Origin of the sequence: Planococcus notacanthi, assembly GCF_030407825.1 — a bacterium.
Lineage (GTDB): Bacteria > Bacillota > Bacilli > Bacillales_A > Planococcaceae > Planococcus > Planococcus notacanthi.
In genome coordinates this window covers 821676-835958 of the sequence record NZ_JASDCQ010000001.1, presented here as the reverse complement: position 1 = coordinate 835958, position 14283 = coordinate 821676, and the positions used below count along the sequence as shown (strand labels likewise).

Annotated in this window: 16 protein-coding genes and 2 riboswitches; of the genes, 8 read left to right on the top strand and 8 right to left on the bottom strand. The window is 48.1% G+C overall.

The features are described from left to right. Window positions 1-131 precede the first annotated feature (131 nt). The gene (locus QMA01_RS04035) at window positions 132-827 is read left to right on the top strand and encodes a FadR/GntR family transcriptional regulator (RefSeq protein ID WP_203339600.1); all 696 of its coding nucleotides are present in this window, start codon (window positions 132-134) and stop codon (window positions 825-827) included. 84 nt (window positions 828-911) lie between these two features. Here the strand turns inward: QMA01_RS04035 and QMA01_RS04030 are convergent, their stop codons facing one another. Both QMA01_RS04030 and QMA01_RS04025 read right to left on the bottom strand, forming a co-directional pair. Further along, window positions 912-1271, bottom strand: a complete 360-nt coding sequence (locus tag QMA01_RS04030) for a hypothetical protein (RefSeq protein ID WP_290214334.1) — start codon at window positions 1269-1271, stop codon at window positions 912-914. 96 nt (window positions 1272-1367) lie between these two features. Next, window positions 1368-2669 carry a M48 family metallopeptidase gene (locus QMA01_RS04025; protein ID WP_301610405.1) on the bottom strand — a complete coding sequence of 434 codons (1302 nt, stop codon included), beginning with the start codon at window positions 2667-2669 and terminating at the stop codon, window positions 1368-1370. A gap of 270 nt (window positions 2670-2939) precedes the next feature. Continuing rightward, window positions 2940-3039, top strand: a riboswitch (purine riboswitch). Window positions 3040-3136: 97 nt separating this feature from the next. Here QMA01_RS04025 and QMA01_RS04020 point away from each other — a divergent pair. Further along, a complete protein-coding gene (locus tag QMA01_RS04020; RefSeq protein ID WP_290214333.1) occupies window positions 3137-4339 on the top strand; it encodes an MFS transporter in 1203 nt (400 codons plus the stop codon). Window positions 4340-4400: 61 nt separating this feature from the next. Here the strand turns inward: QMA01_RS04020 and QMA01_RS04015 are convergent, their stop codons facing one another. Further along, the gene (locus QMA01_RS04015) at window positions 4401-5117 is read right to left on the bottom strand and encodes a vWA domain-containing protein (RefSeq protein ID WP_290214332.1); all 717 of its coding nucleotides are present in this window, start codon (window positions 5115-5117) and stop codon (window positions 4401-4403) included. A 343-nt stretch (window positions 5118-5460) separates the two neighbouring features. Continuing rightward, window positions 5461-5566: riboswitch (TPP riboswitch) on the top strand. A gap of 88 nt (window positions 5567-5654) precedes the next feature. On the opposite strand from QMA01_RS04015, the gene QMA01_RS04010 reads away from it, so the two are divergent. From QMA01_RS04010 to QMA01_RS03985, 6 genes are all read left to right on the top strand, one after another. Continuing rightward, a complete protein-coding gene (locus tag QMA01_RS04010; RefSeq protein WP_290214331.1) occupies window positions 5655-6245 on the top strand; it encodes a YkoF family thiamine/hydroxymethylpyrimidine-binding protein in 591 nt (196 codons plus the stop codon). 1 nt (window position 6246) lies between these two features. Continuing rightward, on the top strand, window positions 6247-6828 hold the full coding sequence (locus QMA01_RS04005) for an ECF transporter S component (RefSeq protein WP_290214330.1): 582 nt from the start codon (window positions 6247-6249) through the stop codon (window positions 6826-6828). After that, entirely contained in the window at window positions 6821-8251 is a 1431-nt protein-coding gene (locus QMA01_RS04000; RefSeq protein ID WP_290214329.1) for an ABC transporter ATP-binding protein, read from the top strand. Before QMA01_RS04005 ends, QMA01_RS04000 begins: the two co-directional genes overlap by 8 nt. Continuing rightward, window positions 8232-8987, top strand: coding sequence for an energy-coupling factor transporter transmembrane component T family protein (locus tag QMA01_RS03995; protein WP_290214328.1), 756 nt, complete (start codon window positions 8232-8234; stop codon window positions 8985-8987). Before QMA01_RS04000 ends, QMA01_RS03995 begins: the two co-directional genes overlap by 20 nt. Window positions 8988-9151: 164 nt before the next feature. Continuing rightward, a complete protein-coding gene (locus tag QMA01_RS03990; RefSeq protein ID WP_290214327.1) occupies window positions 9152-9655 on the top strand; it encodes a DinB family protein in 504 nt (167 codons plus the stop codon). 229 nt (window positions 9656-9884) lie between these two features. After that, window positions 9885-10349, top strand: coding sequence for a hypothetical protein (locus QMA01_RS03985; RefSeq protein WP_290214326.1), 465 nt, complete (start codon window positions 9885-9887; stop codon window positions 10347-10349). 90 nt (window positions 10350-10439) lie between these two features. On the opposite strand, the gene QMA01_RS03980 is transcribed toward QMA01_RS03985, so the two are convergent. The 5 genes from QMA01_RS03980 to QMA01_RS03960 are packed head-to-tail and all read right to left on the bottom strand — an operon-like array spanning window position 10440 to window position 14282. Beyond that, entirely contained in the window at window positions 10440-10961 is a 522-nt protein-coding gene (locus QMA01_RS03980) for an FmdE family protein (RefSeq protein WP_290214325.1), read from the bottom strand. Between the two features lie 22 nt (window positions 10962-10983). Beyond that, the gene (locus tag QMA01_RS03975) at window positions 10984-11820 is read right to left on the bottom strand and encodes a hypothetical protein (protein ID WP_290214324.1); all 837 of its coding nucleotides are present in this window, start codon (window positions 11818-11820) and stop codon (window positions 10984-10986) included. A 12-nt stretch (window positions 11821-11832) separates the two neighbouring features. After that, window positions 11833-12777: a hypothetical protein gene (locus tag QMA01_RS03970; protein ID WP_290214323.1), complete on the bottom strand. Its 945-nt coding sequence runs from the start codon at window positions 12775-12777 to the stop codon at window positions 11833-11835. Next, entirely contained in the window at window positions 12770-13645 is an 876-nt protein-coding gene (locus tag QMA01_RS03965; RefSeq protein ID WP_290185902.1) for a cell division protein FtsX, read from the bottom strand. The genes QMA01_RS03970 and QMA01_RS03965 overlap by 8 nt, the downstream gene beginning before the upstream one ends. Continuing rightward, window positions 13626-14282, bottom strand: coding sequence for a cell division ATP-binding protein FtsE (locus QMA01_RS03960; RefSeq protein ID WP_290185904.1), 657 nt, complete (start codon window positions 14280-14282; stop codon window positions 13626-13628). The genes QMA01_RS03965 and QMA01_RS03960 overlap by 20 nt, the downstream gene beginning before the upstream one ends. Between the last annotated feature and the right edge of the window lies 1 nt (window position 14283).

The window sequence follows — 14283 nt, the reverse complement described above, 5'->3', positions numbered from 1 at the left end:
AAGAATTGGTCCAACCAATTAACCTAATTATACATAATACTCTGAAAATCACAACGAAATGTTCAGACATTTACAAAAATATTCTGTATTATGAGGAAAAGTAGAAAAAAGCTGGCGGGGAGAGAATCTTTTTGAATCCTAAGAAACGAACCTATGAATTGATTGTCGAACAGATAAACATGCTCTGCTTGGAACAAAATTTACATCCCGGTGACCGGCTTCCTTCCGAACGGGATCTCGCCGTTCTGTTCGGCGTGAGCCGAAATTCAGTGAGAGAAGCATTGAAGGGACTGGAAAGCAAAGGATTTATCGAAATACGCCAAGGGGGCGGAAGTTTCCTCGCTGCTTCCAAACGCGATACGCTCGGCAAAGAACTCCGCACGCACATAGAGGAGACACAAGCTCAATTGATCGACGACATGCTCGAACTTCGCCGAGCTTTTGAAGTGGAAGCGGTTTCTCTGGCAGCACAACGGGCAACTTCTCAGAACCTAAAAGCCATTCGGCATGTGCTGTCGCAAATGGCTGACGCCGTAGACGATCCGGAAATGGGCGTCCAGGCAGACTTGGATTTCCACTTTCAGGTCGCTTATGCTGCAAAGAACCAACTTTTGATCGATTTGATGGAAACACTCGCCAAACGGATGGAAGAAAATATAAGGGCTACCCGCAGCCAACGGTTCACCGATAAAAACCGGCATCAGGATACACTCAAAGAACACGAAGAAATCTACCTTGCCATCGCCGACGGCAACAGCGACTTAGCGAAGCAGCTGATGGAGAAGCATATCTCACGGATTCGGATGGAACTGTTCAACACTCTATAAATAATTATCGGCAATTGGCCCGTTACGAAAAAACGCCACCTTCTATGAAATCATTTGATTTCGAAGGTGGCATTTTTGATGAAATTACATTAAATATGAGCTGATGAGGAAAATGAGTCCCAGGGTTACCGCAAAAGACAGAAACCTCCGGATCAATTCTTTAATCGGCTCTGCAGGCTCGGGCCGGTTGAATAGCCCGGCAGGCATCCGGCCAAGTGCGAAATAGACGACATCATCCAACAAGCTGACAGACAGGATGACCAACATGGTGATTGGCGCGAAATGGCTGTCCCCTTGCGAGTCGTACCAGAAACCGAATAGCATGAATAAGGTTAAAACCAAGGTCGGAACGACCCATATAATGCCTTTTCGAAAGTTACCGATGACTGATAAGATGCCCCCGATCACCCAAACAGCGATGAATAGATTTTGAACTGTGAACATCGGAACACTCCTTTGATCTAGTTGGATTCAGCTAAAAAGCGTCGATCCACTAAAGTAATCGACGCTTTTTCGTGAGACACGCAAAGGCGGGTTTCTTTATTCCAGCATCTCCACTAACTCCGCTTCACTTTCTGCACCCATATGATCCATTGCACTCAGACCATCGGGACCCGGCAAGGCAGGATCCGCTCCTTTTTCAAGCAACAGCAAGGCCGATTCATGTTCCCCGTACATCACGGCTGAACCTAATGCCGTTGAGTAATTATCGGACGAGTTCACATCAGCCCCTGCGTCGATCAAAGCGTTGATGATGGCCGTGTCACCTGAATAGACGGCGTACATCAAAGCATCTGTGCCTTCAGAGTCCTTGGCGAGTACATCTTCCCCATCCGCAAGCGCTTCTTGGACACCCGCGAGATCGCCCATCGATGCCGCAGCCATCAATGGCGTCTCGCCTTCAATTGAAAAGTCATCTTGAATCGAATAATCGTCTTCAATAAAGGTTTCATTTACATCCGGCAAAAACTGAGAAAACGCCAATGCCCCTCCTGCAAAAAGAGCAACGGTCAGGAAATAGGCAGCTCCTATAACTCCGACCATCAATGTCGCGCCAAGCACGATTTTCCCGTGGTCCGGTTCGTAAAACTTCGAATCTCCTTGAGCGAATTGTTCGATGGATTGGATGCGTTTTGGCAGACGCGGATGCGTCGACAGTACTTCACTCAACCAGACAACGGCGTTGGTTTCCGTAGCGATCTGTTCGCGGTATGCGTCTTCGTTCACTTCCAAATACGTCTTTTTGCCGATTCCAAGAAGCGTCAATGCGCGTTTTGCGGCTGGTGCATTTTGAATCGTGTAGGCCGCGTGACGGTCACACGTGTATTCACATGACCGGCTGTACGCTTCGCTGAGAAACGGAATAAACCCAGCAGGCAAGATCAAGAGGTTTTTCCAGATATGGCGGCGCTTCACATGGGCCAGTTCGTGGGCAATGATAAAGTCCAGTTCTTCCTGTCCCTGCTCGCGCGCCATTTCAAACACTTCCGAATACAAAACGACCATATCGCGGCCGAAGAAACGGGTGGCGAACGCATTCAGCGCCCCTTCAGATTGGATGACAAAGACATCCGGTACTTTCTTCAGTTCCATTTCCTTTGCCAACACCTGAACGCGTTCATAGACATCCGGAAACTGCCGCTCGTGAATCCGGACGCCATTGCCGCGGATTGAACCGAGCATGATGGCATTGGTGAAAAGCAGGATGATGAAAATCGTAATGGCAATTGCAATCCCGATAATGGACACAATGGCTGCCGCGTAGATAAAAATGCTCAATAATAAACTGATGAAAAAATAGACGTTTTCCCTTTTCGATTGAATCATGCTCTTGTCCATCATTTACTCCCTCTCATTTTGGAATATCTTACATATAATAGCACATCGTACCTATTTATGGTTGACAAATTTTATTAATTATCTAATTTATTTCTTTGGTGAAATTGCCATCTAATCTTCCGAATCGTTGATACTCGCTTTTGCATTCAATGACCAGCGACTGGCTGAAATTTGCAGAAAGACGAACCACTTTTCGTTTGTATTTTAAGTCTGTGATTTGATTTTCTATCTTGATGGCTTGCAGAATGCTATTGTCTGTAGTAAGATTTTCAGAGTAAATACATCATATATGTCTGTATAACCTTAAGAATATGGCTTAAGGGTCTCTACCAGGAACCGCAAAATCCTGATTACAGAAAACGATCTGTTCGTTTTTTGTAATCAGGATTTTTTTGTGTTTTCTGAACGGGATCTTTAAGCCATTTTTTTATTCTATTCTATTTTATTTTTGAAAGGAAGCGTACGAACCCATGAATTTGAAAGTATACATCCTAGCATTATCCACAGTTGCAGTCGGACTCGTGGAACTGATTGTCGGAGGCATCTTGCCGACAATCGCCGAAGAGTTCGGCGTCTCGTTGAGTTCAGCCGGGCAGTTGATCACCTTATTTGCATTAATCTACGCCATAGCCGGACCCGTCTTGCTGGTGGCGACCAGCCGATTCGAACGGAAGAAAGTTTATTTGATTTCCTTGTTCATCTTTTTCCTTGGAAATATCCTGACATTTTTCAGTCCAGACTTTACGTGGATGATGATTGCGCGCGTGTTGACTGCAGCAAGTACGGCACTCATTGTCGTCTTGTCGTTGACCATTGCGGCGAAAATCGTTGAACCGCCTTACCGCGCAAAAGCAATCGGCCTGATTTTCATGGGCATCAGCTCTTCGCTCGTTCTTGGGGTTCCGCTCGGCATCCTCGTTTCAGATGCCTTCGGCTGGCGTGTGATTTTCCTTGGCATCGCGGCATTGTCCGTCGGCTCGATGGTGCTCATCGCCCATTACATCCAGCCAATTCCTGGCGGCACAGCCATCCCGCTCAAACAGCAGTTAAAAGCAGTGGCGAGCGCTAAAATCGGCTCCGCTCATCTCGCGACTATGTTCATGCTTGCCGGACATTATACCGTTTATGCCTACTTCACACCATTTTTGGAGACCAACCTGCAGCTCAGTTCGTTCTGGGTCAGCCTTTGCTACTTGCTGTTCGGAATCGCAGCTGTGAGCGGCGGTGCGATCGGTGGTACCATGTCCGATTCGATAGGCTCAAAGAAAAGCATCATCATCGTTATTTCAGCGTTTGCGGTTGTCTTATTCCTGCTTCCGCTGACAACGTTCTCGCTGATTATTTTCCTGCCGGTGATGGTCATTTGGGCAGCACTGAGCTGGAGTTTGGCTCCGCCTCAACAAAGCTATTTGATTGAAACCGACCCTGCCACATCAGATATTCAGCAAAGCTTCAATAACTCCGCCTTACAGATCGGAATTGCGCTGGGTTCTGCCATCGGCGGCTTCACCTTGACGCAAACCGGCTCCGTCTCAAGCACCGCTTGGGTTGGCGCTGTAATCGTCTTGATTGCCCTTGCCTGCGCCGTCTTTTCGCTGACGCGCCCGGCAATCAACCGCGATGTTCAAAAAGCTGACAACCGGAAACTCAATGCCGGTTATGAGCAAAATTAACTTAAGTAACTAAGATCCCCGGTGAAATCAAATGATTTCACCGGGGATCTTTTTGCTTCACTCATTTGTTTCGATTCGGGAAAATAAAGTTTAAAGGCGATTTTCGCTTTTTGCGCAAGATGCCTTTTTCCTTCGCTTCTTTCAGCCACTCGGGAAATTCATTCAGCATTTGATTGTATAGTTCTTCATCCGTCACTTGTTCGATGTCCGGGACATGGAAAAAATTCGCGTTATCCACGAAGCGGCCTTCCATCGTATCCAGTTTTCTCAAAACATCGAAGTTCGAATCCCCGATTCCGATAAATTGCCAAAAAATCGGCTGAGTCGACGATTCCACAATGAATTTCTTAATGCCGGCTTTGCATCCGCCATCGTTGATGAAGACCAGAAAAACCGGCACATCGCTTGGCTCTTCTTTCGTGTATTTCTGAATCACATCTTTCATGACTTTCGGTTCGTCGTTTCGCCCGAACTTGTGGACACTGTCATTGGACAGGATGTTTTTTTCTACGTAGCCCATGAAAATCTCTTCTGTCGCTGCCGGCAAACGGGAAAATTCGTTGTCATACACCCAGATATCCAGCTCGCCGTCATCATCAAACTGGCTCGCTACTGCCAGCACCCGCTCCACAACTTCCTGCACGACGCCGTCACGATACAGCTTCCGCATCGATCCTGTAATGTCCAAGACAATGCCGACTTTAGCTGTAACACCGGTCAATTGTTTTTTCTCCAGCACAATGCTCGCTGTTTTCTTTTTAAGGGAAATGGTACTCATCAATTGGCCTCCTCTAGTCATAATGACTCCAGTATAACGAAAATCTACAAACTTAAGAAGAAAATATTGGAAAAATAGTGTTCTAAACTTATTTCTTTTACTAAATAAATATCGAGAAGTGAGGAGATAACTCTAGATAATAAAAAAAACTGACTTTACTACTCAAAGCACCGGCGTGTCCACGGACTGGGCGGGAGCCATGCCCAAAGCGACCGAAGCGATTTCAGAATCCCAACATAAATGACTAATGAGCACATCTTTCTAATCTCCCCTTTACATCCTCCACCACTTCCTCTACACTAAACCCATCGGGAACAACCCGAACACAAAAACCGCATACCGTTTACTGCACTAGGGGTGCCCATTATGGCTGAGATGCAAGCGCAAGCTTCGATCCCTTATAACTCGATCAGGATAATACCTGCGTGAGGAAGTGCGGCGCATTTCTGAAATAATTCCTTTTGGTTATTTGTAGATTATGGCTGCATCTTCACGGATGCGGTCTTTTTTGTGCAAATTTTTAGGAGGAATGTTGATATGGAACCATGGCAATGCGGTACCAGCCCGATTGTCGGATTTCGCTTTTCGCTTCATCCGATGACCGGCGATTTCATCAAAGTCATTAAAGGAGCATTGAACGAAACGGACACTTCAAACGTCTGGATGCACACCGATGACGTTTCGACAGTCATTCGCGGCAAACAGAATCACGTATTCAATGTCGCAAAGGCATTAGCTTTGCATGCTGCAAAAACTGGTAAACATGTCGCATTGTCCGGCACCTTCTCGATCGGCTGCCCAGGCGATTCATCAGGGGACGTCTACTTGGAAAAAGACGATGAATTGTTGAACACCGATGCCACCAAACAATACGTGTCTTCCCAGTTTGCGCTGTATCCGATGAACAATCCGGATTATATGGCCGTCATCTACCGGGAAGTCGACCGTGCCAAAAAACAAGGGGTCTTCAACGATTCCATGCATTACGCAAGCGGCATACACGGCGATATCCATGATGTCTTCGCTTTTTACGAAGAAGCATTCACCAATGCCCGTTCAGACGAACATCGCCATTTGGTGATGACGGTATCAATGAGCATCAACAGCCCGTCCCATGGAGGCGCTTAATATGCTGAAATCATGGAAATTAAAAGAAGTGGTCTTGATGTCCCTGTTTGCAGTAGTCTTCGGTATCGTTTACTTACTGTTTCTCCACGCCGCAAACATTTGGGCCGCACTGATTGGGCCGATTGCCTATGAATGGATGTTTGGCATCTGGTTCATCGTCTCGATCATCTGCATGTATATCATCCGGAAACCCGGAGCTGCGGTTTTGTCCGAAACCATGGCTGCTGCCATTGAAGTGCTGATCGGCAATGCCGTCGGTCCCCGTCTGATCTTGTCAGGCGTTATCCAAGGGCTTGGTGCTGAAGCCGCGTTTGCATTGACCGGCTATAAGCATTTCAATATCCTTGTCCTTATGCTTGCAGGTATTGGATCGGCCGTCTTCAGCTTTGTCTACGGTTATTTCGTTTCAGGCTATGCGGCACTGGATCCGTCATTCGTTGCGTTGATGTTCACCATCCGTGTCCTCAGCGGTGCTGTTATCGCTGGAATCGGCGGCAAGTATATTGGCGATGCCTTGCTTGCGACCGGTTCGCTCCGCGGCTATGCAATTGCACGCACGAAAAAAGGTGATGTGAATGCCTGAAGAGATTTTCTCTTTAACGGACCTCTCTTTCCGCTTTCCGGAAGATGACGAAAAAACCTTAACAAGCATTTCCTTTTCAGTCGAGCAGGGTGAACGGCTGGTCATCTCCGGTCCAAGCGGCTGCGGAAAAAGCACTTTATTGTATTTGCTCAATCGCCTCTATCCCGATAACTGCGATGGTCTGGTAGACGGAGAAATCCGTTTGTTCGGGAAACCTGCGGTCGATTATGCGCCAGGTGAAATCAACCACCGCATCGCGACTGTTTTTCAGGATCCTGATTCCCAGTTTTGTATGCCGACCGTTGAAGAAGAACTGGCATTCACACTGGAAAATCTGCATGCACCGCTTGCTGAGATGGAACCGCGCATCACCACCGTTTTGGAAGCCACTGGACTTTCACACCTGCGCCATTCTGTTATCCAATCTCTATCCGGAGGAATGAAACAGCGCGTGGCAACCGCTTGCGCATTGATCATGGATCCGGAGGTTTTATTGCTTGATGAGCCTTTGTCTCACCTTGACCCTTATACTGCCAAACAATTTGTCGAATGGCTGGAAGAACTTCAGCAGCAGTCCAACCTGACTATTGTTGCGGTCGAGCATCGTCTCGATAGCTGGGGCACGTTTTTCGGGCGAGAAATTCAATTGGGCTGTAATGGCGCTATAGACACAGACCACCCATTCATCCCGCGGCAGCCGGTTTCATTTCCTAAACGGCAGTCCAGTTGCCAGTCGGAAGTGGCCTTACAGACAGAAAAGCTTTCTGTCACAATCAAAGATCGGCAACTGCTTGCACCGCTGTCTTTTTCCGTCAGCCGTGGCGAAGTGGTGGTGATTGCCGGACCGAACGGCAGCGGCAAGTCGACTTTGGCAAAATCGCTGTGCGGCATCTATAAACGGACGAGCGGAAAGGTAGAATCGGATGGCATCGGCTATGTGCCGCAATCGCCGGAATACCTGTTTCTGACGCAAAGCGTCCACCAGGAAGTCGCTTTTTCTGGAGCCTCCACCCTCTTCGAGTTAACCCAATTGATGGATAGTCTGCGTCTTGAGGAAATTCAGGAGGCCCATCCATTTGCCATTAGCCATGGGCAAAAACGGCGCGTAGCGATAGCGGCCATGCTCGCGGATAAACGGCCAGTGCTGTTGATGGATGAACCCACGTCCGGACAGGATACAGCTGCGTTGCTTGAACTATTTGCTTTGATTGACCAGCGCGCCAAAGAAGGGGCAACTTTTCTGATCATTACACATGACATGGAATTTGCGGCGAGCTTGGCTGATTCGGTGCTGCTCATCAAAGACGGCGAATTGACCGGCAAGTTTGCTGCAAAAGATGTTTGGCATAACGAAGAACTGTTGGAACAGCATCATTTGCTGGCGCCGAAAGGAGTGGCCCGTCTTGCGGAATCTTTTGCATGACATGAATCCGTCCGTCAAGTTTGTCCTGGTCACCGTGTCGATGCTCGCACTGGCATTCTTTTTTAACCCTTGGACGCCGCTGCTGTTTTGGTTGGGCATTGTCCTCCTGCAGCTGATGATGAGCCGCACAAAATGGAAACTCTGGCTGTTGTTTATGCTGCCCTTTTCAATCGGCGCTTTCGGCTATTTATGGACCACTGTGGTATTCGGTGCAGACACAGGCGGAACTGTCATCTGGTCATTTGCCGGAATTGATGTGACGGATGAACAATGGGCTCGTGCACTGTCATTGGCCTTTCGTGTTATGGCGTTTTCCACCTTGTCATTGCTGTTCGCCTTCACCACCGATCCCGTAAAATTCATCATGAGCCTGATGCAGCAGCTCAAGCTGTCGCCTAAAATGGCATACGGCGTCATGGTCGGCTATCAGTTCCTGCCGGTCATGAAAGACGAATTTACCCAGATCCAGCAAGCACAACGACTGCGGGGTGCCGAAATGAAAAAATACAGTTGGCAGCATTTGCTCGAGATGCGCCGCATTTTGATTCCTATGCTTGCAGGCGCTGTCCGAAAAGCGGAGCGCTCTGCCTTCGCCATGGAAGCAAGAGGTTTTACCGGTGAACCAAGAAGTGCCTATTACCGGCCGGTCAGGATCGGCCGCACCGATCTATGGATGTCCGGGATTTTTATGGTCATTCTGCTCGCCAGTTGCATCGGCGGCAGCTGGCTGAGCTGAGATAATCACGTTCTCTACTAGTGGACATCCCTTTATGAATCCATCATTAAAACACTTTTTGACTGCAACCACTTTGGCGGCAACTTATTTCCCTTACGCTGCCGGCTGTGTTAATTTAAGTGGAAGCAGTGATTGCTAATTTATCGCTAATGGAGGGATTCAGCATGTACGTGACATTAACGGATTTCATCAATGAATGGCAAAAAGAAGCCGAATTGACTCAACAGGTCCTGGAAGGTTTAACAGATCAATCGCTGGAACAAAAAGTCTATCCTGAAGGACGGTCTTTGGGCCGAATCGCCTGGCACATCACGACTGGCATTCCCGACTACTTGGCTCATTTCGGTTTAGAGATCGAACAGGTCGACAACAATGAAACCGTTCCGTCATCTGCTAAGGAAATTGCTGAGACATTCAAACACCTCAGCCAAAAAGCTTCGAAAGCACTTCAAGAACAATGGACGGATGAAACCTTAAAGCAAGTGCAAAACGCTTTTGGCCGCCAGGAAACGAACGCTCAAATTCTGATGGGATTCATCAAACATTTGATCCATCATCGTGGCCAGATGACTGTACTGATTCGCCAAGCCGGCCTCAAACCTTTTGGTGTCTATGGTCCCCCGAAAGAAGATTGGATTAAGCTTGGTGTGGAAAATCCTCCTGTATAATGAGCTGATTGATAAAAAGACGATTGCTAATTCGAGAATCGTCTTTTTGTTTTTGCTTCTGTCTTTTATTCGCTTTTTATTTTTTCTTCTTATTGCGTGTTTTGAACTTTTCTACATAACCTTATGTAGTTTTTTACATGTATTACGAATAACAGCCATTTGTTCCCGAGGCTGCTATCGATTATAATAAAAGCAGTTACATATTTCGAATCGACGGGGAGGAATTACTGTGAATCGCTTTCAACTGCTCGATGAACAAGACAGCCGGATTTACTTTACCTTTGTCCCTCACCATCCGCATTTGTTTCCGTTGTTTGAACAGCATCTGGAAACCGTACTTGAGCGAGTCGAATCCACCATTTCTTCCGGCTACTCGAAAATATGGATTTTGAAAAAAATTGCGATCATCTGTGAAGATAAAATCAGCTACTTCCCTGACAATGAATTATTAATCGAGCCTAATACATTTATGGATACTTCTATACAAGAAGGTTACATAATATTATTATTTATAAAAGAATCGCCTTCTGCTCCTTTTGAACTGCAACCGCTCCAAACAATCAAAAATCACATGAACTTTGAAGATGCCCAAAAAGCTGCTGCGATCCAAATGGCTCACTTGAAATCTTCTTCTCCCGAAATTGAAATAAAAGCACTTGGCGCCAAAATGATATATGAGATTCCCTGGACATAGCCCTGTCTTTAGAGAAGTAACTGCTTTTTAACGGAATCAACGAAAAAAGCAGGACACTGGATCTACCAGTTTTCCTGCTCTTAATCGTATCTATACATGCCGAACTTCCAATAAACTTTCTAAAGGCATCTTCAATGCGCGCATGCACAACTCTTTCTTCAACTTCTCACATGCTTCAAACTCTTCAGCTGTAAAACTGTCTTCCCGCCCTTTTTTCAGATACTCGTAAAATACTGCCGGCAGGAAATCTTCCTTCAAACTGACTTCCACTTGCTCTCCTGTTTGCCGCTTGAACACATAAGCATATGAAGTCGGCCGGTGCGGATCGTATTGTGCCTGTGGATAACTGACATCCACTAGGTATTCGCCGCGGGTATCTGCCCGCGTCACAAACTCAAACGCGTCGCGGAAACCGGGGCCGCCGTGTCCTGATACAATGGAAATGTCCTCGCGGCTCGGCACTTCATTGCCATATAATGCCTCAAACGCCGCCTCCATTATTCGATAAGCGACACCAATCGCCATATAGGCCCGGATGCCATGGAATTTGCGGATATCCTGAAAGCCGATTTCCAGCAATTCCCCGTGGTCGTAAATTTTTATTCCTGTCATAGTAGATCCTCCTATTGTGCTGTTATTCAATGTCTTTCCGATTTCTTCTGTAAATCATATAAACAAACAATGCGACACCTAATATAGTGACTGCCGTCACCCAGTTGATGCGTCCCGCTTCCGGGTCCACATCCGCCTTGATGGCGGTATCTTTCGTTTCCGCAGTCAGTGCTTCAGCAATGTCCCGTTCAATGACCACAAATTGAATGGCTTGATTCTGATGCGTTTTGCCGGCTTCGGATTGTCCATCTGGACGATCCGGACCCATCAACGATTCTGCTACGGTCATGCCTGCCCAAACTTCAGGATCCGCGCTGTCACTTTGAATTCGCGGATGTGCGCCCACATCATAAGGTTTACCGCCAATCGTCAACTGATAACCTTCCCCGTCCTGTTCCACGCCGGTAATCTCTCCCGCCGGACCTTTTTCAAATCCTGCACGCGACAGCAAGGTTTCGCCATCGATTTCCGTTTCTGCATGAGCTGCCACAAATACCGCAAATTCTTCACGTGTTATTCCTTTGCCCGGAACTTCCGGCTCCAGCTGCCCATCAAACAAAACCCGGTTAATATCTTCAAAATGGACTTCCCCTTCTGCATCTGAATCCACCGCCTGATATTCAAACGGAAAATGATCCATCCATTCTGCAAATTCAGCTGCCAGCAGCGGCTCTTGGGGACGGAAATCCCGTGAGCCTTCCACAGTTGAAATGATGCCCACGGTATCGAGCAACAGAATATCGGGTGCCGCTTGCCTTAGCGCAATATCGCTGTATGCCGTTTCTTCATTCGTTACGTGGGCTAGAGCCTGACTGGACACAAACAGGCTCAAGCACAGCAACAGCATCGTTTTCTTCATCTGTCTCCGCTCCTATTTCCGGTGCAGTTCGAGCGCACCGTCCTTTTGAGTAAAATACAAGTGTTCCAAACCATACAACTTTCCAGCGACGCTGTAATCGAGCGTAAAGCCGATCAATTCCTCCAGCAGCTCTTCCGGCAAATAAAATCCGTTATAGAAGCCCGCCTCAAAGACCAGTGCAGCGGATTTGCCGTCCTGGTCCTGCAGCAGCTGGCCGAGCAAAATTACGTGGCCTTCTTCGATTTTGTATTCCACATAAATATGGTCTTTGCGGAAAAAGTAACGCAATTCACTTTGGCTGTTCAGCCAGTTTTCATTCAGCTGATTTTCAGAAGAAGCATTGAACCAGTCGGCCAAATGAGCATCGATAAGATGCTGATCTTGCTGAAAAGCGTCAATCAATGGATATTCCACTTCAGACACCCAGTCAATATCCAAATAATTGGCGAGTTGTTCCAAGGGCAGCCCGGCGTTATCTGACAGGTATTGGTCACGTGCCTGCAGATTAAATTCGATGACGGACAGCAGCTCTTCGTGGCCTTCCAGCGATTCTTTTTGTGCGTTGAGCTGCTGGTACTGAAGATAGAGCCCGTTAAGGCCTTCCAGATAGGAGTTGATACCGCGCTCCATCAGCCACTGGCTGCCAAGAAGATCTGCCGCATCGTCTCCGTCTTGCATCATCGACAACCAGACATCCAGCCCCGAATCCGCATAAAGCTGCAGCTGTTCGACGGCTGTGTGCTGCTGGTCTTTAAAGCGCACTTCCAGATCGTCCACTTCCGGCTGCAGTTCCTCGATTTGCCGCCGCGTCTCTTCCATTTCGCCAGTCAATTGATCAAGAGTCGAGCGGTCATGGACAATCGCCAGAAAATCTGCGAATGCTCCGCTCAAATGGCCGTATACGGGCAGCATGAACGAAAAGGCAATGAGCATCCCCACAACAATCCGCTTACCCATGGGCAATCCGCTTTCGGGTGGACAGGAAACTTGCCGCTACACCGATCACCAGCGCTGACAACAGCTGCAGCGCTAGTATGGTGAAGAGGTCTTTTGTTTCCAATTGTCCGGCAAACGGCAGCGCTTGCTGAAACGGCTTCAGGACCGCCAGCTGGAAAACTGCCGTCAATGCCATCGCAATTCCTGCCCCAAAGATGCTGAGCAGAGCCCCTTCGAGCAGGAATTGCGCGTGCACCGCTTTCGGATTCATGCCGACGAATAATTTCACGGCCAGTTCCTGCTGCCGCCTGTAGACGGCCAGGTGAAAGGTTTGATAAACCATTCCGAATGCTATGGCGAAAAAGACGATTGTCCCGGCGGTTCCATAACGGTCCAAACGGGTGATCCACAGATCCAGGGTCACGGCCAGTTTCTGCGGATACACCACCTGTTCAATACCGCTGATGGACTCGAGCTCTTTTGCAATCCGGTCCATGTCTCCTTTATCGGATACCTGCAGCTTCACAGCATCCAGCATCACGTCGCTTTCAAACGCTTCCAGCAAGTGTTCCTTGCCATTGAAGAAAAACGCCAGTTTGTCCAGTGCTTTGTCGCCTGATTCGACGGCAACCTGTTCGACGAACGCCTTGTCCGACAGCACTGCGGCTATGTCTTCCGCCTCCAGCCCTTTTTCGATATAGACCTTCATCGACAGCTGGGACTCGATATACTCGGTGGCGTCATCCGTGAACAGCCGGACCGACAGCAGTGCCCCGATCAGCAGCAGCGCCAGCACAATCAAAAGGATGGAAGCGATGGTGCTTCCCGGATTGCGCTTCAGCCCCTGCCAGGAGTCTGCTGCCATGTAATTAAGTAATTGCCTGTTCATGCACCTTGCCATCCTCTACCGTCCATATTTTCGCCTGCTGCTGTGTCAGCAGTAAATCATCGTGCGTGACGATCAGCATCGTCATCTCTTCTTCTTCGTGCAATTCCTTCAGCAGCTGCAGAATATCCGCAGCTGTTTCTTTGTCCAGGTTGCCCGTCGGTTCATCCGCCAGCAACAGGCTTGGCTTATTCAATAACGCCCGGACAATCGCAGCGCGCTGCTGCTGGCCTCCAGACAAAGTACCGGGAAAAGCATCTTTCTTGTTGCGCAATCCGACACGGTCAAGCAAGCGCATCGCTTCGGTTTCTATTTCTGCCATGGGGCGGCCGACTGCTTTGCCCGCCAAGGCGATGTTTTCGAAGACCGTCTTTTGTTCGATCAATTGAAAAGATTGGAAGACAATGCCGATTTCCCTTCTTAATACATGTTTCAGCGTCTGCCCGATCGGAATCTGCCGAAACCGGATCGTTCCTTCATCCGCATCTATTTCCCGGTAAAGCAGTTTTAAAAGACTGCTTTTCCCTGAACCCGAACGGCCTTGCAGCATGGCAAAATCACCTGTTTCCAGATGGAAGTCGACATTGTGCAGGACGGTTTCGCCGCCATAGCGTTTGGTGACTTGCGACACCTGGATCATG

Coding starts and splice junctions, on each gene's coding strand:
- QMA01_RS04030 (WP_290214334.1), bottom strand. CDS start 1,271: ATGTTCACAGTTCAAAATCTATTCATCGCTGTTTGGGTGATCGGGGGC.
- QMA01_RS04025 (WP_301610405.1), bottom strand. CDS start 2,669: ATGATGGACAAGAGCATGATTCAATCGAAAAGGGAAAACGTCTATTTT.
- QMA01_RS04020 (WP_290214333.1), top strand. CDS start 3,137: ATGAATTTGAAAGTATACATCCTAGCATTATCCACAGTTGCAGTCGGA.
- QMA01_RS04015 (WP_290214332.1), bottom strand. CDS start 5,117: ATGAGTACCATTTCCCTTAAAAAGAAAACAGCGAGCATTGTGCTGGAG.
- QMA01_RS04010 (WP_290214331.1), top strand. CDS start 5,655: ATGGAACCATGGCAATGCGGTACCAGCCCGATTGTCGGATTTCGCTTT.
- QMA01_RS04005 (WP_290214330.1), top strand. CDS start 6,247: ATGCTGAAATCATGGAAATTAAAAGAAGTGGTCTTGATGTCCCTGTTT.
- QMA01_RS04000 (WP_290214329.1), top strand. CDS start 6,821: ATGCCTGAAGAGATTTTCTCTTTAACGGACCTCTCTTTCCGCTTTCCG.
- QMA01_RS03990 (WP_290214327.1), top strand. CDS start 9,152: ATGTACGTGACATTAACGGATTTCATCAATGAATGGCAAAAAGAAGCC.
- QMA01_RS03980 (WP_290214325.1), bottom strand. CDS start 10,961: ATGACAGGAATAAAAATTTACGACCACGGGGAATTGCTGGAAATCGGC.
- QMA01_RS03975 (WP_290214324.1), bottom strand. CDS start 11,820: ATGAAGAAAACGATGCTGTTGCTGTGCTTGAGCCTGTTTGTGTCCAGT.
- QMA01_RS03970 (WP_290214323.1), bottom strand. CDS start 12,777: ATGGGTAAGCGGATTGTTGTGGGGATGCTCATTGCCTTTTCGTTCATG.
- QMA01_RS03965 (WP_290185902.1), bottom strand. CDS start 13,645: ATGAACAGGCAATTACTTAATTACATGGCAGCAGACTCCTGGCAGGGG.
- QMA01_RS03960 (WP_290185904.1), bottom strand. CDS start 14,282: ATGATCCAGGTGTCGCAAGTCACCAAACGCTATGGCGGCGAAACCGTC.